This window comes from Streptomyces sp. AC555_RSS877 (assembly GCF_019049245.1).
Lineage (GTDB): Bacteria > Actinomycetota > Actinomycetes > Streptomycetales > Streptomycetaceae > Streptomyces.
Genome location: NZ_JAGMUK010000030.1, coordinates 207,886 through 229,760, shown reverse-complemented (window position 1 = coordinate 229,760; position 21,875 = coordinate 207,886). Strand labels below are relative to the sequence as shown.

The window sequence follows — 21,875 nt, the reverse complement described above, 5'->3', positions numbered from 1 at the left end:
CCAGCGCAGGACGTTGCCGTCGCGGTGGGCCGGTCTGCCGGTGACGGTCGCCTGGGTGAGGGCGGCGCTCACGGGGGCCTTTCGGACAGTCGGTGGAGCTTCGCGCGCAGCGGGTGGGCGAGCCCCGGTCGCCTCGAAAGGCAGCCGGGGCTCGCGCCGGGCGTCACCTCACCGGGTGCCCCGACTCCCGCAGCGCGTCCTTGACCTGGCCGATCCGCAGATCGCCGAAGTGGAAGACGGACGCCGCGAGGACCGCGTCCGCGCCGGCGGCGACGGCCGGTGCGAAGTCGGCCAGCTTGCCCGCGCCGCCGGAGGCGATCACCGGAACCGTCACGTGCCCCCGGACGGCGGCGATCATCTCCAGGTCGTACCCGTCCTTCGTGCCGTCCGCGTCCATCGAGTTGAGCAGGATCTCGCCCGCGCCCAGCTCGGCGGCCCGGTGCGCCCACTCGACGGCGTCGATGCCGGTGCCCTTGCGCCCGCCGTGCGTGGTGACCTCGAAGGACCCGGACTCGGTCCGGCGCGCGTCCACCGACAGCACCAGCACCTGTCGGCCGAAGCGCTCGGCGATCTCGCGGATCAGGTCGGGACGGGCGATGGCCGCCGTGTTGACGCCCACCTTGTCGGCGCCGGCCCGCAGCAGCTTGTCCACGTCCTCGGCGGCACGGACGCCGCCGCCGACCGTCAGCGGGATGAACACCTGCTCGGCGGTGCGACGCACCACGTCGTACGTCGTCTCGCGGTTGCCCGACGAGGCGGTGATGTCCAGGAACGTCAGCTCGTCGGCGCCCTCGGCGTCGTACACCTTGGCCATCTCGACGGGGTCGCCCGCGTCGCGCAGGTTCTGGAAGTTGACGCCCTTGACGACCCGGCCGTTGTCCACGTCCAGGCAGGGGATGACTCGGACCGCCAGGGTCATGGCTTGTCTGCTCCTCGGTACGCCTCCACCTCGACCTCGACCACCAGGCTGGGGTCCACGAAGCCGGAGACGATGATCATGGATGCGGCGGGCCGGACGGAGTCGAACAGCTCCTTGTGAGCGCGTCCGATGTCGTCCACGTCCCGGGCGTGGGTGATGTACATGCGCGTGCGCACGACGTCCTCGCGGCCGAGACCCAGTTCCCCGAGCGCCGTGAACGCGACGCTGAAGGCGTTGACCGTCTGCTCGTACGGGTCGCCCCCGGCGATCTGGCCGTCCACTATCGACGTGCAGCCGGAGACCAGCACCAGGCCGTTCGGCAGTTCCACCGCACGGGAGTACCCGAAGGTCTCCTCCCAGGGCGCGCCGGTCGTGACGCGTCGCAGATCGCTCACCGGTCTACCGCCTCCAGGGCCTCTTCGAGGGTGAATGCCTTCGCGTACAGGGCCTTCCCGACGATGGCGCCCTCGACACCGAGGGGGACCAGCTCGGCGATGGCCCGCAGGTCGTCCAGCGACGACACGCCACCGGAGGCCACGACGGGCCGCTCGGTCGCCGCGCACACGTTGCGCAGGAGCTCCAGGTTGGGGCCCTGGAGCGTGCCGTCCTTGGCGATGTCCGTCACCACGTACCGCGCGCAGCCCTCCTTGTCGAGGCGCTCCAGCGTCTCGTAGAGGTCGCCGCCGTCGCTGGTCCAGCCGCGTCCGCGCAGGGTCGTGCCGCGTACGTCGAGCCCGACCGCGATCTTGTCGCCGTGCTCGGCGATGACCTTGGCGACCCACTGAGGGGTCTCCAGGGCGGCCGTGCCGAGATTGACCCGGGTACAGCCGGTGGCCAGGGCGGCGGCGAGGGCGGCGTCGTCGCGGATGCCGCCGGAGAGCTCCACCTTGACGTGCATGTCCTTCATGCGCTCGGCGACCTCGCCGATCACAGCCCGGTTGTCGCCCGTGCCGAACGCCGCGTCCAGGTCGACCAGGTGCAGCCACTCGGCGCCCGAGCGCTGCCAGGCGAGGGCGGCCTCCAGCGGGGAGCCGTAGGAGGTCTCCGAGCCGGACTCGCCGTGGACGAGCCGGACCGCCTGGCCGTCACGGACGTCCACGGCGGGCAGGAGTTCGAGCCGTCCTGAGGGGTGGGAAGACATCAGAGGGTTCCGATCCAGTTGTTCAGCAGCTGCGCTCCGGCGTCGCCGGACTTCTCGGGGTGGAACTGCGTGGCCCACAGGGCGCCGTTCTCCACGGCGGCCACGAAGGGCTTGCCATGGGTCGACCAGGTGACCTTGGGGGCGCGGATCGCCGCGTTGCGCGTCTCCAGGCTCCAGTCGTGGACGGCGTAGGAGTGCACGAAGTAGAAGCGCGCGTCCGCGTCCAGCCCGGCGAAGAGCTGCGAGTCGGCCGGCGCGTCGACGGTGTTCCAGCCCATGTGGGGCACGATCTCGGCCTGCAGCGGCTCGACCGAGCCGGGCCACTCGTCGAGGCCCGCGCTCTCCACGCCGTGCTCGATGCCGCGCTCGAAGAGGATCTGCATGCCGACGCAGATGCCCATCACGGGGCGCCCGCCGGACAGCCGGCGGTCGACGATCCAGTCGCCGCGTGCTCCCTTGAGGCCCTTCATGCAGGCGGCGAAGGCGCCGACGCCCGGCACCAGCAGGCCGTCGGCGTTCATGGCCCTGTCGTAGTCGCGCGTTATCTCGACGTCGGCTCCCGCGCGCGCCAGGGCACGCTCGGCGGAACGGACGTTGCCGAAGCCGTAGTCGAAGACGACCACTTTCTTCGATCCGGTGCTCAACTCCACACCTCCAGCCTCATGACGCCGGCGACGAGACACATCGCGGCGCCGATCGAGAGCAGCACGATGAGGCTCTTCGGCATCTGCTGCTTGACGAAGGAGTAGATCCCGCCGGCCAGGAAGAGGCCGACGACGATCAGGAGGGTCGACAGGCCGGTCACAGGGCGCCCTTCGTGGACGGGAGGATGCCGGCCGCGCGCGGGTCCCGCTCGGACGCGTACCGCAGCGCCCGGGCCAGCGCCTTGAACTGGCACTCCACGATGTGGTGGGCGTTGCGCCCGTAGGGCACGTGCACGTGCAGGGCGATCTGCGCCTGGGCGACGAAGGACTCCAGGATGTGCCGGGTCATCGTGGTGTCGTACTCGCCGATCATCGGCGCCATCTTCTCGGGCTCGGTGTGCACGAGGTAGGGGCGGCCGGACAGGTCGACGGTGACCTGGGCGAGGGACTCGTCCAGCGGAACCGTGCAGTTGCCGAAGCGGTAGATGCCCACCTTGTCGCCGAGCGCCTGCTTGAAGGCGGCGCCCAGCGCGAGGGCGGAGTCCTCGATGGTGTGGTGCGAGTCGATGTGCAGGTCGCCCTCGGTCTTCACGGTCAGGTCGAACAGACCGTGCCGGCCGAGCTGGTCGAGCATGTGGTCGTAGAAACCGACCCCTGTCGACACATCGACCTTGCCGGACCCGTCGAGATCGATCTCGACGAGGACCGAGGTCTCCTTCGTCACCCGTTCCACACGTCCAACGCGGCTCATGCGCTCTGCTCCTTCTTCAACTCACGGACCGCGTCGAGGAACGCGTCGTTCTCTTCGGGGGTTCCGGCGGTCACCCGCAGCCAGCCGGGCACGCCGTTGTCCCGGACCAGGACGCCCCGGTCGAGGATCTGCTGCCACATCACATGGGCGTCGTCGAACCGCCCGAACTGCACGAAGTTGGCGTCCGACGCCGTCACCTCGTAGCCGATCGCCAGCAGTTCGGCGACCAGCCGGTCCCGCTCGGTCTTCAGCTGCTCGACGTATCCGAGCAGTGTCCCGGTGTGTTCCAGGGCGGCCAGGGCGGTCGCCTGCGTGATCGCGGACAGGTGGTACGGCAGCCGTACGAGCTGGACGGCGTCCACGACCGCCGGGTGCGCGGCGAGGTAGCCGAGGCGCAGGCCCGCCGCGCCGAACGCCTTCGACATCGTCCGCGAGACGACCAGGTTCGGCCGGCCCTTGATCAGCGGCAGCAGCGAGGCGCCGTGGCTGAACTCGATGTACGCCTCGTCGACCACGACCATCGAGGGCCCCGCGGCCTGCGCGGCCTCGTACAGCGCGAGGACGGTCTCCGGCGGGACCGCGGTGCCGGTGGGGTTGTTGGGGGTGGTGACGAAGACGACGTCCGGCCGGTGCTCGGCGATCGCCTTCTGGGCGGCGGCGAGGTCGATCGTGAAGTCGCCGTTGCGGGGGCCGGAGATCCAGCCCGTGCCGGTGCCGCGCGCGATGAGTCCGTGCATCGAGTACGACGGCTCGAAGCCGATCGCCGTACGGCCCGGTCCGCCGAAGGTCTGCAGCAGCTGCTGGATGACCTCGTTGGAGCCGTTGGCGGCCCAGACGTTGGCCAGGCCGACCTCGTGGCCGGAGGTGTCGGTGAGGTACTTGGCGAGCCGCGTGCGCAGCTCGACCGCGTCCCGGTCCGGGTAGCGGTTGAGGTTCCGGGCCGCCTCGCGCACCCGCTCGGCGATCCGCTCGACCAGCGGCTCGGGCAGCGGATAGGGGTTCTCGTTGGTGTTCAGCCGTACGGGCACGTCCAACTGGGGCGCGCCATAGGGCGACTTGCCGCGCAGCTCGTCCCGTACGGGGAGATCGTCGATTCCGAAGCTCACTTGCTCGCCGGTACCTTCCATCCGAACCGCGCCTTGATCGCCGCGCCGTGCGCGGGCAGGTCCTCCGCCTCCGCGAGCGTCACCACGTGATGCGCCACGTCGGCCAGCGCATCCTTCGTGTAGTCGACGATGTGGATGCCGCGTAGGAAGGACTGGACGGACAGGCCCGAGGAGTGGCAGGCGCAGCCGCCGGTGGGCAGGACGTGGTTGGACCCGGCCGCGTAGTCGCCGAGCGAGACCGGCGCCCAGGGGCCGATGAAGATCGCGCCGGCGTTGCGCACGCGGTCGGCGACCGCGGCCGCGTCGGCCGTCTGGATCTCCAGGTGCTCGGCGCCGTACGCGTCGACCACCCTGAGTCCCTCGTCGACGCCGTCGACGAGGACGATCGCGGACTGCCTGCCCTTGAGGGCCGGCACGATCCGGTCCTCGATGTGCTTGCTGGCCGCGACCTGCGGTTCCAGCTCCTTCGCCACGGCGTCCGCGAGTTCCACGGAGTCGGTGACCAGCACGGCGGCGGCCAGCGGGTCGTGCTCGGCCTGGCTGATGAGGTCGGAGGCGACGTGCACCGGGTCGGCGGTGTCGTCCGCGAGGATCGCGATCTCGGTCGGGCCGGCCTCGGCGTCGATGCCGATCTTGCCGGTGAAGTAGCGCTTGGCGGCGGCGACCCAGATGTTGCCGGGGCCGGTGACCATGTTGGCGGGCGGGCAGGACTCGGTGCCGTACGCGAACATCGCGACGGCGGTCGCACCGCCGGCCGCGTACACCTCGTCGACGCCGAGCAGTGCGCAGGCGGCGAGGATCGTCGGGTGCGGCAGGCCGTCGAACTCGGCCTGCGCCGGGGAGGCGAGGGCGATCGACTCGACGCCGGCCTCCTGCGCGGGCACCACGTTCATGATCACGGAGGAGGGGTAGACGGACCGCCCGCCGGGCGCGTAGAGACCGACGCGGTCGACCGGCAACCACTTCTCGGTCACCGAACCGCCGGGCACGACCTGGGTCGTGTGGGTCGTACGGCGCTGCTCGCGGTGGACGAGACGGGCGCGGCGGATGGACTCCTCCAGGGCCGCGCGCACGGCCGGGTCCAGCTCCGCGAGGGCACGGGTCAGCGCCTCGGCCGGAACCCGTACGGACTGCAGGCGCACTCCGTCGAACTTCTCGGCGAAGTCGATCAGCGCCGCGTCGCCCCGATGATGCACGGCCTCGCAGATCGGACGCACCTTCTCCAGGGCGGCCGAGACGTCGAAGTCGGCTCGGGGCAGCAGGTCGCGCAGGGCGGGGCCCTCGGGAAGGGCGTCGCCGCGCAGATCGATTCGGGAGATCACGTCGTCAATTCTCTCAGACCGCGATCGGGCGTCGTTCGCGCGTATCAATGGCTGATACAGAACGCGGGCGGAACCCGGACGATCCCCTTCACGTCTGGTGTTCCGGGCGTCACTCAGCGGGCATGAACAGTTGTACGAAACCACGAAGAGCTACTGGGGAGGAAGGAAGCCTGGTGACCGAGGGGGCCGGCATCCGGGACGGGGTCCACGACGGAGACCTGCCGGACGATCTGACCGCCGCCGAGGCCGGGATGTGGCAGGCGTTCCGCAACGGCAGTGTGTACGACCTGAGCAGCGGCGACACGGTCGTCGACGATCCGCACGGCGGGCATCCCTGGGGGCCCGAGCGGACCGTACGGGCGCGGATCGTGTGCTGGCTGCTCCTGGACGGGCCGCCCGCGCTCGCGGGCCGCGTGTCGTCCCTGAAGCTCGTCGGGGTGCAGATCAGCGACAGCCTGGACCTCGCGGGCGGCACGGTGGTGCCGTACGTCGAGTTGCGCGGCTGCCGGTTCGAGCGGGACGTCCTGCTCCCGGAGGCCCACTTCACGACGGTGCGGATGGTGGACTGTTCGGTGCCGCGCCTGGAGGCGGCCCGGGTGCACACCGAGGGCGACCTGCATCTGCCGCGCTGCCGTTTCCACAACGGCATCCGCCTCACCGACGCGCAGATCGGCACGGATCTGCTGCTCAACCAGTCGATCGTCCACCGCGACCGCAGCGGACGCTCCATCGCCGCGGACGGCCTGACCGTCGGCCAGGACCTCCAGGCCGAGATGCTGGAGTCGCACGGCGAGCTGAGCCTGCGCAGCGCGAAGATCGGCGTCTCGCTGAGCCTGCGCGGCGCCCGGCTGGTCAACCCCTACTCGCGGCTCGCCCTGAACGCCCCCCAGCTGACCGTGGAGCGCTCGCTGTACCTGACGCCGGCGGGCGTCGGCAGCGTCCTGCTCAGCGGCACGACGCCCGCGCGCGGGACGCGCATCCAGCGGTTCGAATGCCAGGGCGGGCTGCGCCTGGACGACGGGCGGTTCGGGGACGCGGTCGACCTGGAGCGGGCCCGGTTCACCTTCACCGACGAGCAGGAGCTGTCGCTGCGCCGCGTGCAGACGCCCGAGCTGCGCTTCCTCGGGGAGCGGCCGACGCGGGGCATGGTCGTGCTGTCGGGGGCGCGGGTCGTCAACCTGATGGACCGGGCCGACGCGTGGCCGGGCCCGGGCCGCCTGCACATGGGCGGCTTCAGCTACGAGAACCTGGTGCCGCGCGGCCCGTTCCCGCTGAACGAACGCCTGGAGTGGCTGGCGGCGGCGACGGCCGAGTACAACCCGGAGCCGTACGAACGTCTCGCCGCCGTGCTGCGGACCGGCGGCGAGGACGAGGACGCCCGGGAGGTACTGCTGGCCAAGCAGCGCCGCCGCCGCGAGAGCCTGCCGCTCGCCGCCAAGCTGTGGGGGTACGTCCAGGACTGGACGGTGGCTTACGGGTACCGGCCGGGCCGGGCCGCCGTGTGGATGGCGGTGCTGTGGGCGGCGAGCTCGGTGGCCTTCGCGCACGCCAGTCATCCACCGCTCAGGCGCGGCGAGCACCCCCCGTGGAACCCGGCCCTGTTCGCCCTCGACCTGCTGCTGCCGGTGATCGATCTGGGCCAGGCCGGATTCTGGCAGCTGCGGGGCGGCTGGCAGTGGCTGGCCGCCGCGCTCATCCTGGTGGGCTGGATTCTGGCGACGACGGTGGCGGCGGGGGCCTCGCGGCTGCTTCGGCGCAGCTAGCGGGGGTGGTGGGGCTGGTGTGGCTGGAGTTGTTGAACGGTCACCTTTTTACCTGTCCTTGACCGTGGCGCGTACAACTTTCCACGAGTTGCCCGATCGTGCTGGCGCTCCGTTGACCAGCGGACCTTCAATGGTCGGCACCATGGCTCTGCTGCCCCCCTTCATCCGCTCGTCCCGGACTCCCCGGGAGCCCTCGCGCCGCGCCGGCCCGCTGCCCGCCGACGACGAGGTCCTCCTCGACGCGCCCGACGACCGGCTCGGCCCGGCACTCGTGGCCGCCGCGCGGGGCGAGTACGAGCCCGCCGCGCACCTGCTCGCCGCCACCCGCACCGACGCCGACTGGGAGAACCGCGACCGCTACGCGCGAAGACTCGCGGGCTTCGCCCGCTCGCGCGGCGAGTGGTACGAGGACTGGCGCAGGGCCACGCCCTACGATCCCGACGCACTGCTGATCGGCGCCCAGCTCGTGCTGGATCACGCCTGGCAGTCACCGGCGCGGGCGGAACTGCTGCGTCAGGCCAGCCCCCTGATCACGGCCGCCGCGCACGGCGACGACCGGGATCCGGTGCCGTGGCGGATCGCGCTGGACCACGCGCGTGGCGCGAACGCCGGGCACAAGTACTTCGAGCAGTTGTGGGAGGCGGCCGTCCGCCGTGCCCCGCACCACTACGGCTGCCATGTGGCCGCCCTGCGCTACCTCGCCGCCTCGTGGCACGGCTCCCACCACGCGTGCTTCGACTTCGCCGATCTGGCCGCGCAGGACGCTCCCGCCGGCTTCCTCGTCCAGGCACTGCCGGCCCGGGCGGCCTTCTCCTACCTGACCGACGGCTGCGGACCCGAGGTGCCCATCGAGCGGCTGGACGCGGCGGCCGACCGGGCGATCGCGCTCTCCGCCGGGTTCCCGGCCGCCGACCCCTGGCCGGCGGAGGTACGGAACAAGCTGATGTACGTGCTGGTACGGCTGGAACGCTGGGCGGACGCCGAGGAGCAGCTGCGCCTGATCGGCCCGTACGCCACGTCCTTCCCCTGGAGCCGGTTCTCGGACGATCCGCTCGGCCGGTTCCTGGAGGTCCGCGACGAGGTCCGCCGGAACACGGCTGCCCGCCATCCACGGAGTGAGCACGGCGGACGCGCCCACTCCGGCGACCATTAGGCTTTTGCGTCGTGACCACCGTCCGGCTTCCGCTCTTCCCCCTGAACTCCGTGCTGTTCCCGGGGCTCGTGCTGCCACTGAACATTTTCGAGGAGCGCTATCGCGCCATGATGCGCGAGTTGGTGAAGACGCCCGAGGACGAACCCCGCCGGTTCGCCGTGGTGGCGATCCGCGACGGCCACGAGGTGGCAGCGACCGCACCCGGCATGCCGGACCGGACGGCCGTGACCGAGCACGGTGCCGGGGCCGGCTTCGGCGACGACCCGGTCAAGGCGTTCCACGGGTTCGGCTGCATCGCGGACGCCGCGACCATCCGGGAGGGGGCCGACGGCACCTTCGAGGTACTGGCGACGGGCACCACCCGGGTGCGGCTGCTGTCGGTCGACGCGTCGGGCCCGTTCCTCACGGCGGAGCTGGAGGAGCTGCCCGAGGACCCGGGCGAGGAGGCGGGGGCGCTGGCGGAGGGCGTGCTGCGGGCCTTCCGCCAGTACCAGAAGCGCCTGGCCGGCGCGCGCGAGCGCTCCCTGTCCACCGGCGCCGACCTGCCGGACGAACCGTCGGTGGTCTCCTACCTGGTGGCCGCCGCGATGATGCTGGACGTCCCGACCAAGCAGCGCCTGCTCCAGGCCCCGGACACCGCGTCCCGGCTGCGCGACGAACTGAGACTCCTGCGCGCGGAGACGGCGATCATCCGTAATCTGCCGTCGTTGCCCGCGGCGGAACTGACGCGCGGCCCGACGAGTCTCAACTGACGTACGACCTCTGGGGAACAGGCGGAATCAGGCCGCGATGGCGAAGAAGTCGAAGAAGCAGCAGCAGGCGGGCGGCACGCCCGCGACGGTGGCCCTGACGGCCGCGGGAGTGCCGTACACGGTCCACTCCTACGACCACGACCCCGCCCACCCGTCCTACGGCGAGGAGGCGGCCGAGGCGATGGGCGTCTCCCCGGAGCGGGTCTTCAAGACCCTGGTCGCGGACGTCGACGGCACCCTGACCGTCGCCGTCGTTCCGGTGGCCGGCCAGCTGGACCTCAAGGCACTGGCGGCGGCGGTCGGCGGCAAGCGCGCCACGATGGCCGACCCGGCACTCGCGGAACGCACCACCGGCTATGTCCGCGGCGGCATCTCCCCGCTCGGCCAGCGCAAGAAGCTCGCCACGGTCCTGGACGAGTCGGCCTCCGCCCACCCGACGATCTGCGTCTCGGCAGGCCGCCGCGGCCTGGAGGTCGAACTCTCCCCCGACGACCTGACCAAACTCACCGAAGCGGTGACGGCCCCCATCGGGCGTGCGTGACCCCTCGACCTGCGGGCGGGCGTGCCCCCTCAACCCGAGGGCGCGCCTGGCCCCTCGACCTGCGGGCGTGCCACCCCCTCAACCCGAGAGCGCGCCTCGCCCCTCAACCCGAGGGCTTGCATCCACCCTCAACCCGAGGGCGCGCCTGGCCCCTCGACCTGCGGCGCGCCACCCCGTCAACCCGAGAGCGCGCCTGGCCCCTCGACCTGCGGCGCGCCACCCCGTCAACCCGAGAGCGCGCCTGGCCCCTCGACCTGCGGCGCGCCACCCCGTCAACCGAGGGCGCGCCTGGCCCCTCGACCTGCGGCGCGCCACCCCGTCAACCGAGGGCGCGCCTGGCCCCTCGACCCGAGGGCTTGCATCCACCCTCAACCCGAGGGCGGGCGTGCCACCCCGTCAACCGAGGGCGGGCACGCCTGCCCCCTCGCCCCTCGGGCGCGCGTGACCAGACACCCTCGGCGGGCGTGAGCCCTCGACGTGGGCCGGTTGCTCGGTTGAGTACGAGGGGCATGTCGAAGCCCACGCGCAAACGCGAGTGGCGCACCAAGAGGGGTCGCTCGCATCACGGGAGGCGGTTCGCCTGGTCGACGGTCACGCCTGCGGGGTCCCGTAGCCGTCCTTCGGAACCGGGCCCTGCTGGTGGACGTACGGATCCGGGTCCCGGGGCCCGAACAGTGCCGTCAGCCCCAGATGCACCACCAGTGCGGCCAGCGACCAGGCCATCAAGGCCCCCTTCGCCCCCAGCTCCAGCGGCGCCGAGAACGTGACGCCCTTGCCCGCGTCCTTGGCGTGCGCGATGACGTCCTGGGTCGGCCCCAGCCACACCCCGAGCCGCCAGGCCAGCAGCGACGCGAGCAGCCCGCCGACGGTGAGCGCCACGACCAAGGGCACTCCACCGCGCCTGCGCACGAGGAACACGGCCAGCGCACTCACCGCGCCGAAGGCCGACGCCAGCAGAGTGAACGTTCCATCGACACCGATCGCCTGTTCGCCCTCGGTGTCCTTGAGGAAGACGACCCAGTTCCCCTGCTCGTCCAGACCGCCGACCAGCGGCACGTGCGGCGCCAGCCACCACCACAGCACCCCGAACAGGACCCCGCCGAGCGCCACCGCCACCGTGATGACGGCGGCCTCCCGCACCTCGGTCTTCATCCCGGGACCGTCCTGTCCGTACGAACCGTGCGCGCCGTACGGGGCGTCCGGCGCGGGGGCCGCGTACCCGGGAGGCGCGGACTGCCACGCGCTGTGCGAGGAGTGTTCGTGGGGCGGCGGAGGAGGAGTCAACGGTGCGGTCACTCTGACATCGTGCCAGGCCCGCCTGTGCGGTGCGTCATCGGACGGCCGCCCGGCGGTAGGCCCAGGTGGCGACGGCCAGCGAGACCACGCCGACCCCGGCGCACACCGCGAGATCACCGAGCACGAACGCCCAGTCGGGGTTCGGCTCGAAGGTCCGGGCGAAGGCCTCGACGCCGTACGTCGACGGCAGCAGGTCCCGCGTGAACCGCACGGCCTCCGGCATCCGTTCCGCGGGCAGGACGCCGAGCAGCAGCGCCGCGGACATGCCCAGCTGTCCGAGCAGTGTGGCCAGTTCCGGACGCGGCGCGAGCAGTCCGAGCGCGGCCCCGAGCCCGGCGAGCGCGGCGCCCGCGAGCGGGATGACGGCCAGCAGCACCCACAGGTTCGCGAGCGGCAGTCCGAACAGCACGCATCCGAAGACCGCGGTGGCCACGGTCCCCGGCACAGTGAAGGACGCGTACGCGCCCGCCGCCCCGAGCACCACCGCCGCCGGCGGCACGGGGAGCGTCGCGTAGTGGTCGAGGCCGCCGCTGGCGCGCAGCTGGCCGAAGTACTGGGCGAGCAGGTTGAGCGCGACGAAGGCGACGACGAGCACCGACGACCCGGCGACCACGGCCTGTGCCTCGCCCCCGCCGTCCACGACCCCCCGCATCAGGATCATGATCCCGATCGACTGGAAGGTCGCGACGAACAGCAGCGGGATCCGCGCCACCCGCGCTCGGGACAGCTGTGCCCGGTACACGGCCGCGAGCGCCGGCCACAGCCGTGCGCGCGGTCCGAGCTCGGCCGCCTCCCGGACCGTCTCCTCCACGGCCAGGACGCTGCCCGGCAGAACCTCGGCGGGTACGACACTCACGTCGCGCGGCTCCCCTTACTCGGTTTCACTCCGGCAGTCGTCCCGTCCGGTACGGATACGGCGGTTCGTGTACTCAACGTGCTCACACCTTCACCAGCCCCTGCCGTGCGGCGCCGCCCAGCGCCAGGTACACGTCCTCCAGGCTCGGCGTGGTCAGCGTGAAGTCGTCCAGTGCGGCGAACGCGGCCCCGCCGGTGACCGTGGCGACGACCGTACGGGCCTCCTCGGGGGCGAGCCGCAGCGTCCAGCGGCGTCCGGACTCCACGGCCCGGTCCCGCAGCGCGGCCACCTCCGGGACGTGCAGCGGGGCGGACTCGCGCCACACCAGGTCGACCCGCACCTCGCCGGCGACCTGCTCCTTGAGACCGGTGGGGGTGTCACAGGCGATCACCCGTCCCCGGTCGAGGACGGCGACCCGGTCGAGGACCGTCTCGGCCTCGATGACGTTGTGCGTGACCAGCAGCACGGTCGTGCCGTGCTCGGCCCGGCGCCGGTCGACGGCGGACCACACCGCGCGCCGCGCCACGGGGTCCATGCCGCTGGTGGGCTCGTCGAGGACGAGCAGCGGCCGCGCCCCGACCAGCGTCGCGGCGAAGCAGGCGAGCCGGCGCTGCCCGCCGGAGAGTTTCCTGAGCGGCCGCCCGGCGAGCGGGGTGAGCCCCAGCTCCTCGAGTACGGCGTCCCGCTCGGCCCGCGCCTGTGCCGTCTCCAGCCCGCGCAGCCGTCCGGTGGTCTCGGCGGCGAGCGAGACGGTCAGGTCGTCGAGGGCGGTGGACTCCTGCCCGAGGTAGGCGAGGATCCGCGAGGCCCGCTCGGGATGGCGCACGATGTCGTGGCCGAGGATCTCGACGCTGCCGCGGTCGGGCCGCATCAGCCCGGTCAGCTGCCGGACGAGGGTGGTCTTCCCGGCGCCGTTCGGCCCGAGGAGCCCGAAGATCTCGCCGCGCCTGATCTCCAGCCGTACGTCGTCGGTGGCCCTCACTTCGGGCGTTGCCGGAACGCCCCGCCGGCCCCGGGCCGCCGGATAGGTCTTCGTCAGCCCGCGCACGGCGCACACGACATCGTCACCGTGCCGAAGTGCCTGTGCCGCGCGCGTACTCACAAGGGACGAGACTACGGGGTCCGCGACGCCGGTCCGCTCCCGGGTCGGCCCCTTACGGCACATACCGCGGTAAAGATCTCACTCCCCCGCGGGCGCGTGCTCGGCGGCCGTCCGCACGTCGATCTCCCGCCAGAACCCGGCCCGGATCGCATAACGGTCGTGCTCGTCGATCTGGTCGTCCTTGTGCGCGAGCAGCCCGAAGCGCGCCGCGTACCGCAGCAGCTCCCCGTCGATCCGGTGCGGGATCCGCGGGTACATCCCGGACAGTTTCTGCAGGTGGACCTGGTCCCCGAGCCGCTCCATCCAGCGCCGCGCGAACACCTGCCCGACCTCGAACGGGTCTCCGCCGACGGTCGTGATGTCCTCCTCCCGGTCGGCCCACCGCTGCTCCGCCGTGGTCACCTGGGCGAGCGTCGGCATCGAGGCGACCTCGGGAGGCTCGGCCGCGCCGCCGGGCCGGTCGACCCACCCTTTGTCGGAGGACCAGCGCAGGGTCGCGGTCGGCGGCGGCTGGGCGGGCTGCAGGCCGGGCGCGCGCAGCGCGGCCAGGTCCTTCGGCGTGGGCACGCCCTTGGCCGCGGGGGCCCGCTCCTGCGTCCCGTTCTCCGAGACGGTGGCCGCCGGGGCGTGCTCCTCCTCGACGGGCCGCTCGGCCTGCGCGGCGTGCCCGGACTCGGGCAGCGGCGCGGAGAGGATCGCGGCGATCTCGGGCCGCGGCACAGGCGCCGGCGCGCAGATCCCGCCGATGTCCTTGGCGCGTACGGCCTTGGTGATCCACGTACGGTCCAGCACACGCCTCTCGTCGGCCTCGGCGACCAGGTCCTCGGACTGGTTGTAGTCCCCGTCGGCGGCCTGCACGGCCCACAGGTGTACGGCGACCCCGTGCTCCTTGGCGGCCATCATGCCCGGCAACAGATCCCCGTCGCCGGTCACCAGGACGACGTCGGAGCAGGCACGGTTACGGGCCAGTTCGGTCAGCTCGGCGTGCATCGCGGCGTCCACGCCCTTCTGGGCCCAGCGTCCGTCGCTGCGGGTCAGGGCGCCGAGCCGGACGGTGACCCGGGGCATCACGCGCAGCCTGCGGTGCTCGGGCTGCGGGACGCGGTCGGGGGCGCCGTCGAACCAGTAGATGCGCAGCAGGGGCCGTTCCGTGTCGGACTCGGCGCGTTCTCGCAGGCCCTGGATGAGGGCGGCGTGGTCGACGGTGATGCGGGACCGCGAGGGCTCCCCGGCGAGGAGACTGGCGGCGGCCCCCAGCAGATACCCGGCGTCCACCAGGACGATGCAGCGGTCCACGCGATCCACCCTCTTTCCGGGAGGTTTGCTTCGGGCTTCCTTCGAGTCTGCCCGACCGTGCGGGGGTTAACGGCCCGAACTCGATCTTCGGCGTGGCGTTTCGAGGTATCGCTCCCCGACGAGCCCTGTCACAGACGGTAATTATCCGACATGCGCTCCTTGTCAGCCTATGTGAATCTGGTCCCGGCCCTGGCCCCTAGATCCCCCACAGGAGGCAGCACCATGGCCAAGAACAAGAACCGTGAACGTAAGCAGTCGCCGTCCGAGCGTGGTCACCAGACGGTCCAGCAGCCCACGGTGGAGCCGCAGAGCCCGTCACCTGCCACGCAGGTGACACCCGGCGACATGGCCCGCAAGAGCCGCGAGAAGCGCTTCGGTCACAACTGACCTTCATGTCACGGGCTGTTGCAGCCCGGGCACACACCGAGGGGCGCACCCGATCATGGGCGCGCCCCTCGCGTACGTCAGTTGCCCGGCCGGTCAGCCGCTCAACCGGCCAGGCAGGACGGACCGAGCAGCACCTTCAGGTCGCCGAAGAGTGCCGGATCCGGCTTCACGCGGTGCCGGTCCAGGCGCAGCACGGTCGTCTTGCGCGGGCCCTGGAGCTTGATCCGGACCTCGCTGTCGCCCTTGTGGTGGCTGAGGATCTCGCCGAGCCGGCTGACCATCGGCGGGGTGACCCGGGTGGCCGGGATGGTGAGGATCACGGGCGCGTTGGTGCCCGCGTTCGACAGGTCCGGCACCTGGAGCTCCATCGCGACGAGCCGGGGCACGTCCTCCCGCTTGTCCAGGCGTCCCTTGACGAACACCACGGCGTCCTCGACGAGTTGCGTGGACACGAGCTGGTAGGTCGCCGGGAAGAACATGCACTCGATGGAGCCGGCCAGGTCCTCGACCGTGGCGATGGCCCAGGCGTTGCCCTGCTTGGTCATCTTGCGCTGGAGGCCGGAGATGATGCCGCCGATGGTGACGACCGCGCCGTCGGAGTGCTCACCTCCGGTGAGCTGGGCGATGCCCGCGTCGGCCTTGTCGGACAGCACGTGCTCCAGGCCGAAGAGCGGGTGGTCGGAGACGTACAGGCCGAGCATCTCCCGCTCCTGGGCGAGCAGATAGGCCTTGTCCCACTCGTCGGTCGTGAACTCCACGTCGAGCCCGAAGCCGGGCTCGCTCGTCTCCTCCTCGCCCATGCCGCCGAAGAGGTCGAACTGGCCCTCGGCCTCCTTGCGCTTGACCGCCACCACGTTGTCGATCATCGGCTCGAAGTGCGCGGTGAGGCCCTTGCGGGTGTGCCCCATGCTGTCGAAGGCACCCGCCTTGATCAGCGATTCGGTGGTGCGCTTGTTGCAGACGACCGCCTCGACCTTGTCGAGGTAGTCGGGGAAGGACGCGTACTTGCCCTTGGCATTGCGGCTCTTGATGATCGACTCGACCACGTTCGTACCGACGTTGCGCACCGCGGAGAGGCCGAAGAGGATCACGTCGTCGCCCTGCGCGGCGAAGTTGGACATCGACTCGTTGACGTTCGGCGGAAGCACCTTGATGCCCATGCGCCGACACTCGTTGAGGTAGACGGCCGACTTGTCCTTGTCGTCCTTGACCGAGGTGAGCAGCGCGGCCATGTACTCGGCGGGGTAGTTCGCCTTCAGGTACGCCGTCCAGTACGAGACCAGTCCGTACGCGGCCGAGTGGGCCTTGTTGAACGCGTATCCGGCGAAGGGGACCAGCACGTCCCACAGGGCCTGGATGGCCTCGTCGCTGTACCCCTTCTTCTTGGCGCCCTCCTGGAAGAGGACGAAGTTCTTCGCCAGCTCGTCGGGCTTCTTCTTGCCCATCACCCGGCGGAGGATGTCGGCCTCGCCGAGCGAGTACCCGGCGATGATCTGGGCGGCCTTCTGGACCTGCTCCTGGTAGACGATCAGGCCGTAGGTGACGGCCAGGACCTCTTCCAGGGGCTCCTCCAGCTCCTTGTGGATCGGCGTGATCTCCTGGCGGCCGTTCTTGCGCTCCGCGTAGTTGATGTGCGAGTTCATGCCCATCGGGCCCGGCCGGTACAGGGCCGAGACGGCGGAGATGTCCTCGAAGTTGTCGGGCTGCATCTGGCGGAGCAGCGAGCGCATCGGGCCGCCGTCGAACTGGAAGACGCCGAGGGTGTCACCGCGGCAGAGCAGTTCGAAGGTCTTGGGGTCGTCCAGCGGGAGGGCGAGCATCTCCAGGTCGACGCCCTTGTTGGCCTTCACCATCTTGATGGCGTCGTCCATGATCGTGAGGTTGCGCAGGCCCAGGAAGTCCATCTTCAGCAGGCCCAGCGACTCGCACTGGGGGTAGTCCCACTGGGTGATGGTCACGCCGTCGGTGTGCCGCACCCAGATGGGGGCGTGGTCGACGATGGGTTCGCTGGACATGATCACGCCGGCCGCGTGCACACCCATCTGCCGGACCAGGCCCTCGACGCCCTTGGCGGTGTCGATGACCTTCTTCACGTCCGGCTCGTTCTCGTACATCGCCCGGATCTCGCCCGCCTCGCTGTAGCGGGGGTGCGAGGGGTCGGTGATGCCGTTCAGGTCGATGCCCTTGCCCAGGACGTCGGCCGGCATCGCCTTGGTGAGGCGGTCCCCCATCGCGTACGGGTAGCCCAGCACGCGCGCGGAGTCCTTGATGGCGTTCTTCGCCTTGATCTTGCCGTAGGTGCCGATCATGGCGACCTTGTCGGCGCCGTACTTCTCGGTCACGTACCGGATCACCTCGACGCGCCGACGCTCGTCGAAGTCGATGTCGACATCGGGCATGGAGACGCGCTCGGGGTTGAGGAACCGCTCGAAGATCAGGCCGTGCGGGATCGGGTCGAGGTCGGTGATGCCCATGGCGTACGCGACGATCGAGCCGGCCGCGGAGCCTCGGCCGGGGCCGACCGCGATGCCCTGGTTCTTGGCCCACATGATGAAGTCGGCGACGACGAGGAAGTAGCCCGGGAACCCCATCTGGATGATGACGTCCATCTCGTACTCGACCTGCTTCTGCCGGTCCTCGGGGACGCCGCCCGGGAAGCGGCGCTCCATCCCCCGGCGGACCTCCTCCTTGAACCAGGTGACCTCGGTGAAGCCCTCGGGGATGTCGAACTTCGGCATGAGGTTCTTCGCCTCGAACATGCCGGCCGTGTCGATCTGCTCGGCCACCAGGAGGGTGTTGGCGCAGCCCTCCTGCCAGGCGTCCGAGGAGTCGATGGCGTACATCTCGTCCGTGGACTTCAGGTAGTAGCCGGTGCCGTCGAAGCGGAAGCGGTCCGGGTCGGAGAGGTTCTTGCCGGTCTGGATGCACAGCAGCGCGTCATGCGCGACCGACTCGTGCGCGTACGTGTAGTGCGAGTCGTTGGTGACCAGCGGCGGGATGCCGAGCTTCTTGCCGATCTCCAGCAGGCCGTCGCGGACCCGGTGCTCGATCTCGATGCCGTGGTCCATCAGCTCCAGGAAGTACCGGTCCTTGCCGAAGATGTCCTGGTACTCGGAGGCCGCCTTCAGCGCCTCGTCGAACTGGCCGAGCCGCAGCCGGGTCTGGAGCTCGCCGGAGGGGCAGCCGGTGGAGGCGATGAGCCCCTCGGACCACTGGGAGATGGTCTCCTTGTCCATCCGGGGCCACTTCTGCAGCCAGCCCTCGGCGTACGCGTCCGAGGAGAGCTTGAAGAGGTTGTGCAGGCCCTTGGCGTTGGCCGCCCAGATCGTCTTGTGGGTGTAACCACCCGAACCGGAGACGTCGTCCCGCTTCTGGTGCGGCTGGCCCCACTGGATCTTGCGCTTGTTGCGCCGGGACTCGGGCGCGACATACGCCTCGATGCCGATGATCGGGGTGACCCCCGCCTTCTTCGCGGTGTGGAAGAAGTCGTACGCCCCGTGCAGGTTGCCGTGGTCGGACATCGCGATGTGGGTCATGCCCATCTCGTTGCACGCGTTGAACATGTCCTTGAGCCGCGCGGCACCGTCCAGCAGCGAGTACTGGGTGTGGACGTGCAGGTGCGTGAACGGCGGCTTTGACACGGCGTGGCCTCCATGGAAAACGCTCGGCGACAGGCTGCGGACAGTCTGGGGGGACAGCGTCGAAGTCTATGCCTCGGCACTGACACCAGGAGGCGTCTCCCCCGTACCTTCGGGGAGGAGTCGCGGGCACTCCCGCGTACCGTCACACGTTGCAAGAAGACGGGCGATCCGCCCCCCATATCACGCACCACCTGCACCAGGAGGCACTCAGCGATGTCGGTCCCGCAGCTCAACGACGAGCACCGCGGCGAGGAGATCCTTGCCGTCTTCGACACCGCCTTCGGCCAGCTCCTGGCCGCCGACCCGGCGGCGTTCCGCGTGAAGTTCCGCAAGATGGCGGCTTCGGCGTTCGCGTTCTACCGGGGCACGGCGTGCCTCTTCTACCACGATCTCGACGCCGAGAAGCGGGGCGGCCCCTACCTGGACGAGCGCACCTCCCGCGTGTGGATCCACGGCGACCTGCACGCGGAGAACTTCGGCACGTACATGGACGCCCAGGGCCGGCTGATCTTCAACGTCAACGACTTCGACGAGGCGTACGTCGGCCCCTTCACGTGGGACCTCAAGCGCTTCTCCGCCTCCATCGCCCTGATCGGGTACGCGAAGGCGCTCGGCGACGACCAGATCACCGAGCTGGTGCAGGTTTACGCGGGCGCGTACCGCGAGCGGATCCACGCCCTGGCCACCGGCGCCAAGAGCGACGAGGTGCCGCCCTTCACGCTGGACACCGCCCAGGGCCCGCTCCTGGACGCGCTGCGCGACGCCCGCTCGCTGACCCGCTTCGGCCTGCTCGACTCGATGACCGATATCCGTGATTTCGAACGCCGGTTCGCCCCGGGCGGCGGCTCCATCGAGCTGGACGCGGCCACCCGCTACAAGGTCCTCGCCGCCTTCGACGGCTACCTGGAGACGCTGCCGGACTCGTCCCTGGCCCGCCCGGACTCGTACCGCGTGAAGGACGTCGTCGGCCGCCGCGGCATCGGCATCGGCTCGGCCGGGCTGCCGTCGTACAACATCCTCCTGGAGGGCCACAGCGACGCCCTGGAGAACGACGTCGTGATCTACATCAAGCAGGCCCAGACCCCGGCGGTCTCCCGTCACATCACGGACCCGGCGATCCGGGACTACTTCCAGCACGAGGGCCACCGCACGGTGATCTCGCAGCGTGCCCTCCAGGCACACGCCGACCCGTGGCTGGGCTGGACCGAGCTGAGCGGCACGGGCCAGCTGGTCGCCGAGGTCTCGCCGTACGCCGTGGACCTCGACTGGGGCGACATCGACGACCCGGAGGAGATCGCCGCGGTCGTCGCCGACCTGGGCCGGGCGACCGCCACCATGCACTCGGCGGCGGACGACCAGTCCGGCGAGTCCCTGGTGCCCTTCTCCACCGAGCGGGCCATCGACGCGGCCCTCGCGGCGGACTCCGACGACGGCGCCGGCCTGGCGGATCTCCTGGTCGACTTCGCGCACGGCTACGGCGCACGCGCGCGTACCGACCACCAGATCTTCGTGGACCTGTTCCGCAACGGCCGGATTCCAGGTCTGTGACGGAACGGCCGCGCACAGGAACCCTTTAGGGGTCCCTTACAGGCCCGCGTGACAGACTCTCCTCCGCTATGGACATATCCGGGACCCAGCTCAGAGCCGTTCGCGCGGCGCTGTTCACGGCACTCGTCGTGACGCTCAGCACCGCGTCGCACGTCCTGCTGTCCCGGGCCCCGCTGCCGCTGAACACGGTGGTCGTGATCGCCGCCGCCGTGTTCGCCCTCGCCTACGCGCTGGCCGGCGGCGAGCGCGGCTTCGGCCGGATCGCCGCCCTGCTGATCCCGCTGGAGCTGGCCGCCGACACCGTCTTCACCACCGGCCAGCACGTCTGCTACGGCGCCGCCGGCGGCCCGGTCGCCGGCCCGCTGCGCTCCGTCGGCCTCGACCTGCTGTGCGGCGACGGCACCAGTGTCGGCGCCCCGCTGGCCCGGGCGACGGGCGCCGGCCCCGACCGCCTCGGCGGTCTGCTCGCCCACGCCGACCCGGCGACCGCCTGGCTGCTGCTCGGCGCACACGTCGGCGTCGGCCTGCTGGCCGCCGCCTGGCTGCGCCGCGGCGAGCGCGCGCTGGCCCAGCTGCTGCGGGCGATGACCGCGACCACCTTCCGGCCGCTGCTGCTGGCGGTCACCGCGGTGACCGTGACCGCGGGGCCCTCGCCCTCCGTGTGCCGCCCGCAGCGCCCCGGCCGCCGTACGACCACCGCGCGCGAGCGGATCCTCGTGCACTCCCTGGGACGGCGTGGACCGCCGTGCTCGGTCGCTTCCGCCTGAGCACCACCAGTCCCCCATACGTATTCCGCACACGACGTGTGCGCGTCCCCTTACGGAGATCACCCATGGCAAAGCGGAACAGTCAGGCCGCGAAGACCGCCGCCCGCGAGCGCCTGCGCCAGGAGCGCGAGCGCCAGGCCAAGCGCGACAAGGTCAAGCGGCAGGCCATCGTGGCCGGCTCCATAGTCGCCGTCCTGGCGATAGCCGGCGGCATCGGCTACGCGGTCGTCCAGGGCAACAAGCCCGGTTACTGGGACGCCGCGAAGGACGACAAGCTCGTCAAGCCTGCCAACACCACGGGCACGAACGGCACGACCGTCGTCATCGGCAAGAGCAGCGCCAAGAAGACCCTGGTCATGTACGAGGACCCGCGCTGCCCGGTCTGCGCCCAGTTCGAGCAGACCGTCGGCGCGACGGTGGACAAGGGCGTCGAGGACGGCAAGTACAAGGTCGAGTACGTCGGTGCCACCTTCCTCGACAACGGCCTGGGCGGCGAGGGCTCCAAGAACGCGCTCAGCGCCCTGGGCGCCGCGCTGAACGTCAGCCCCGAGGCCTTCCTCGAGTACAAGGCCGCGATGTACTCGGCGAAGTGGCACCCGGAGGAGTCCGACGACAAGTTCAAGGACGACTCGTACCTGATCGAGGTGGCCGACACGGTCCCCGCCCTCAAGGGCAACGCGAAGTTCCAGAACGCCGTGAAGAACGGCACCTTCGACAAGTGGGCGCTGGAGATGTCGGCGAAGTTCGACGACAGCGGCGTGACCGGTACCCCGACCCTGCAGATGGACGGCAAGACGCTGACCGCCCCGAACAGCAAGAACGCGCCGATGACGGTCGCCGACTTCAACACGGCGATCGAGGCGGCCCTCAAGGCCTGATCCCGATCGCCG

Annotated in this window: 21 protein-coding genes; 8 read left to right on the top strand and 13 right to left on the bottom strand. The window is 71.0% G+C overall.

Going from position 1 to position 21,875, the window contains the following annotated elements:
• Positions 1-163: 163 nt before the first annotated feature.
• The 8 genes from hisF to hisD are packed head-to-tail and all read right to left on the bottom strand — an operon-like array spanning position 164 to position 5,883.
• Positions 164-919, bottom strand: a complete 756-nt coding sequence (hisF, locus tag KUM49_RS14745; RefSeq protein ID WP_217237275.1) for an imidazole glycerol phosphate synthase subunit HisF — start codon at positions 917-919, stop codon at positions 164-166.
• Complete coding sequence (locus KUM49_RS14740) at positions 916-1,314, bottom strand: RidA family protein (protein ID WP_217237274.1); 399 nt, start codon at positions 1,312-1,314, stop codon at positions 916-918. Before KUM49_RS14740 ends, hisF begins: the two co-directional genes overlap by 4 nt.
• Positions 1,311-2,060 (bottom strand): bifunctional 1-(5-phosphoribosyl)-5-((5-phosphoribosylamino)methylideneamino)imidazole-4-carboxamide isomerase/phosphoribosylanthranilate isomerase PriA, encoded by a 750-nt coding sequence (gene priA / locus KUM49_RS14735; protein WP_217237273.1) that lies wholly within the window; start codon positions 2,058-2,060, stop codon positions 1,311-1,313. Before priA ends, KUM49_RS14740 begins: the two co-directional genes overlap by 4 nt.
• Positions 2,060-2,710 carry an imidazole glycerol phosphate synthase subunit HisH gene (hisH, locus tag KUM49_RS14730; RefSeq protein WP_217237272.1) on the bottom strand — a complete coding sequence of 217 codons (651 nt, stop codon included), beginning with the start codon at positions 2,708-2,710 and terminating at the stop codon, positions 2,060-2,062. The genes priA and hisH overlap by 1 nt, the downstream gene beginning before the upstream one ends.
• A complete protein-coding gene (locus KUM49_RS14725) occupies positions 2,701-2,865 on the bottom strand; it encodes a hypothetical protein (RefSeq protein WP_217237271.1) in 165 nt (54 codons plus the stop codon). Before KUM49_RS14725 ends, hisH begins: the two co-directional genes overlap by 10 nt.
• Positions 2,862-3,455, bottom strand: a complete 594-nt coding sequence (gene hisB, locus KUM49_RS14720; RefSeq protein ID WP_046261880.1) for an imidazoleglycerol-phosphate dehydratase HisB — start codon at positions 3,453-3,455, stop codon at positions 2,862-2,864. The genes KUM49_RS14725 and hisB overlap by 4 nt, the downstream gene beginning before the upstream one ends.
• Positions 3,452-4,561 (bottom strand): histidinol-phosphate transaminase, encoded by a 1,110-nt coding sequence (locus KUM49_RS14715; protein ID WP_217237270.1) that lies wholly within the window; start codon positions 4,559-4,561, stop codon positions 3,452-3,454. The genes hisB and KUM49_RS14715 overlap by 4 nt, the downstream gene beginning before the upstream one ends.
• Positions 4,558-5,883, bottom strand: coding sequence for a histidinol dehydrogenase (gene hisD / locus KUM49_RS14710; protein ID WP_217237269.1), 1,326 nt, complete (start codon positions 5,881-5,883; stop codon positions 4,558-4,560). The genes KUM49_RS14715 and hisD overlap by 4 nt, the downstream gene beginning before the upstream one ends.
• A gap of 173 nt (positions 5,884-6,056) precedes the next feature.
• Here hisD and KUM49_RS14705 point away from each other — a divergent pair, with 173 nt between their 5' ends.
• From KUM49_RS14705 to ybaK, 4 genes are all read left to right on the top strand, one after another.
• Positions 6,057-7,646 (top strand): oxidoreductase, encoded by a 1,590-nt coding sequence (locus tag KUM49_RS14705; RefSeq protein ID WP_217237268.1) that lies wholly within the window; start codon positions 6,057-6,059, stop codon positions 7,644-7,646.
• A 130-nt stretch (positions 7,647-7,776) separates the two neighbouring features.
• Positions 7,777-8,799 carry a hypothetical protein gene (locus tag KUM49_RS14700; protein WP_217237267.1) on the top strand — a complete coding sequence of 341 codons (1,023 nt, stop codon included), beginning with the start codon at positions 7,777-7,779 and terminating at the stop codon, positions 8,797-8,799.
• 11 nt (positions 8,800-8,810) lie between these two features.
• Entirely contained in the window at positions 8,811-9,551 is a 741-nt protein-coding gene (locus KUM49_RS14695) for an LON peptidase substrate-binding domain-containing protein (RefSeq protein WP_217237266.1), read from the top strand.
• Positions 9,552-9,588: 37 nt separating this feature from the next.
• Positions 9,589-10,092, top strand: a complete 504-nt coding sequence (gene ybaK, locus KUM49_RS14690; RefSeq protein ID WP_217237265.1) for a Cys-tRNA(Pro) deacylase — start codon at positions 9,589-9,591, stop codon at positions 10,090-10,092.
• Positions 10,093-10,683: 591 nt separating this feature from the next.
• Here ybaK and KUM49_RS14685 read toward each other — a convergent pair.
• The 4 genes from KUM49_RS14685 to KUM49_RS14670 all read right to left on the bottom strand — a co-directional run bounded on the left by KUM49_RS14685 (position 10,684) and on the right by KUM49_RS14670 (position 14,642).
• A complete protein-coding gene (locus KUM49_RS14685) occupies positions 10,684-11,388 on the bottom strand; it encodes a DUF2567 domain-containing protein (protein WP_217237264.1) in 705 nt (234 codons plus the stop codon).
• Between the two features lie 34 nt (positions 11,389-11,422).
• Entirely contained in the window at positions 11,423-12,244 is an 822-nt protein-coding gene (locus KUM49_RS14680; protein ID WP_217237263.1) for an ABC transporter permease, read from the bottom strand.
• An 82-nt stretch (positions 12,245-12,326) separates the two neighbouring features.
• Positions 12,327-13,301: an ABC transporter ATP-binding protein gene (locus tag KUM49_RS14675; protein ID WP_217237320.1), complete on the bottom strand. Its 975-nt coding sequence runs from the start codon at positions 13,299-13,301 to the stop codon at positions 12,327-12,329.
• 123 nt (positions 13,302-13,424) lie between these two features.
• Positions 13,425-14,642: an NYN domain-containing protein gene (locus KUM49_RS14670; RefSeq protein WP_217237262.1), complete on the bottom strand. Its 1,218-nt coding sequence runs from the start codon at positions 14,640-14,642 to the stop codon at positions 13,425-13,427.
• 222 nt (positions 14,643-14,864) lie between these two features.
• Between KUM49_RS14670 and KUM49_RS14665 the strand changes: the two genes are divergently transcribed.
• Positions 14,865-15,029 carry a hypothetical protein gene (locus tag KUM49_RS14665; RefSeq protein ID WP_217237261.1) on the top strand — a complete coding sequence of 55 codons (165 nt, stop codon included), beginning with the start codon at positions 14,865-14,867 and terminating at the stop codon, positions 15,027-15,029.
• A 101-nt stretch (positions 15,030-15,130) separates the two neighbouring features.
• Here KUM49_RS14665 and dnaE read toward each other — a convergent pair whose 3' ends face one another.
• Positions 15,131-18,670: a DNA polymerase III subunit alpha gene (gene dnaE, locus KUM49_RS14660; RefSeq protein ID WP_217237260.1), complete on the bottom strand. Its 3,540-nt coding sequence runs from the start codon at positions 18,668-18,670 to the stop codon at positions 15,131-15,133.
• A gap of 213 nt (positions 18,671-18,883) precedes the next feature.
• On the opposite strand from dnaE, the gene KUM49_RS14655 reads away from it, so the two are divergent.
• The 3 genes from KUM49_RS14655 (at position 18,884) to KUM49_RS14645 (ending at position 21,863) form a co-directional block, all read left to right on the top strand.
• A complete protein-coding gene (locus tag KUM49_RS14655) occupies positions 18,884-20,218 on the top strand; it encodes a DUF2252 domain-containing protein (RefSeq protein WP_217237259.1) in 1,335 nt (444 codons plus the stop codon).
• A 68-nt stretch (positions 20,219-20,286) separates the two neighbouring features.
• Entirely contained in the window at positions 20,287-20,985 is a 699-nt protein-coding gene (locus KUM49_RS14650; protein WP_217237258.1) for a hypothetical protein, read from the top strand.
• Between the two features lie 65 nt (positions 20,986-21,050).
• On the top strand, positions 21,051-21,863 hold the full coding sequence (locus tag KUM49_RS14645; RefSeq protein WP_217237257.1) for a thioredoxin domain-containing protein: 813 nt from the start codon (positions 21,051-21,053) through the stop codon (positions 21,861-21,863).
• Positions 21,864-21,875: the final 12 nt, after the last annotated feature.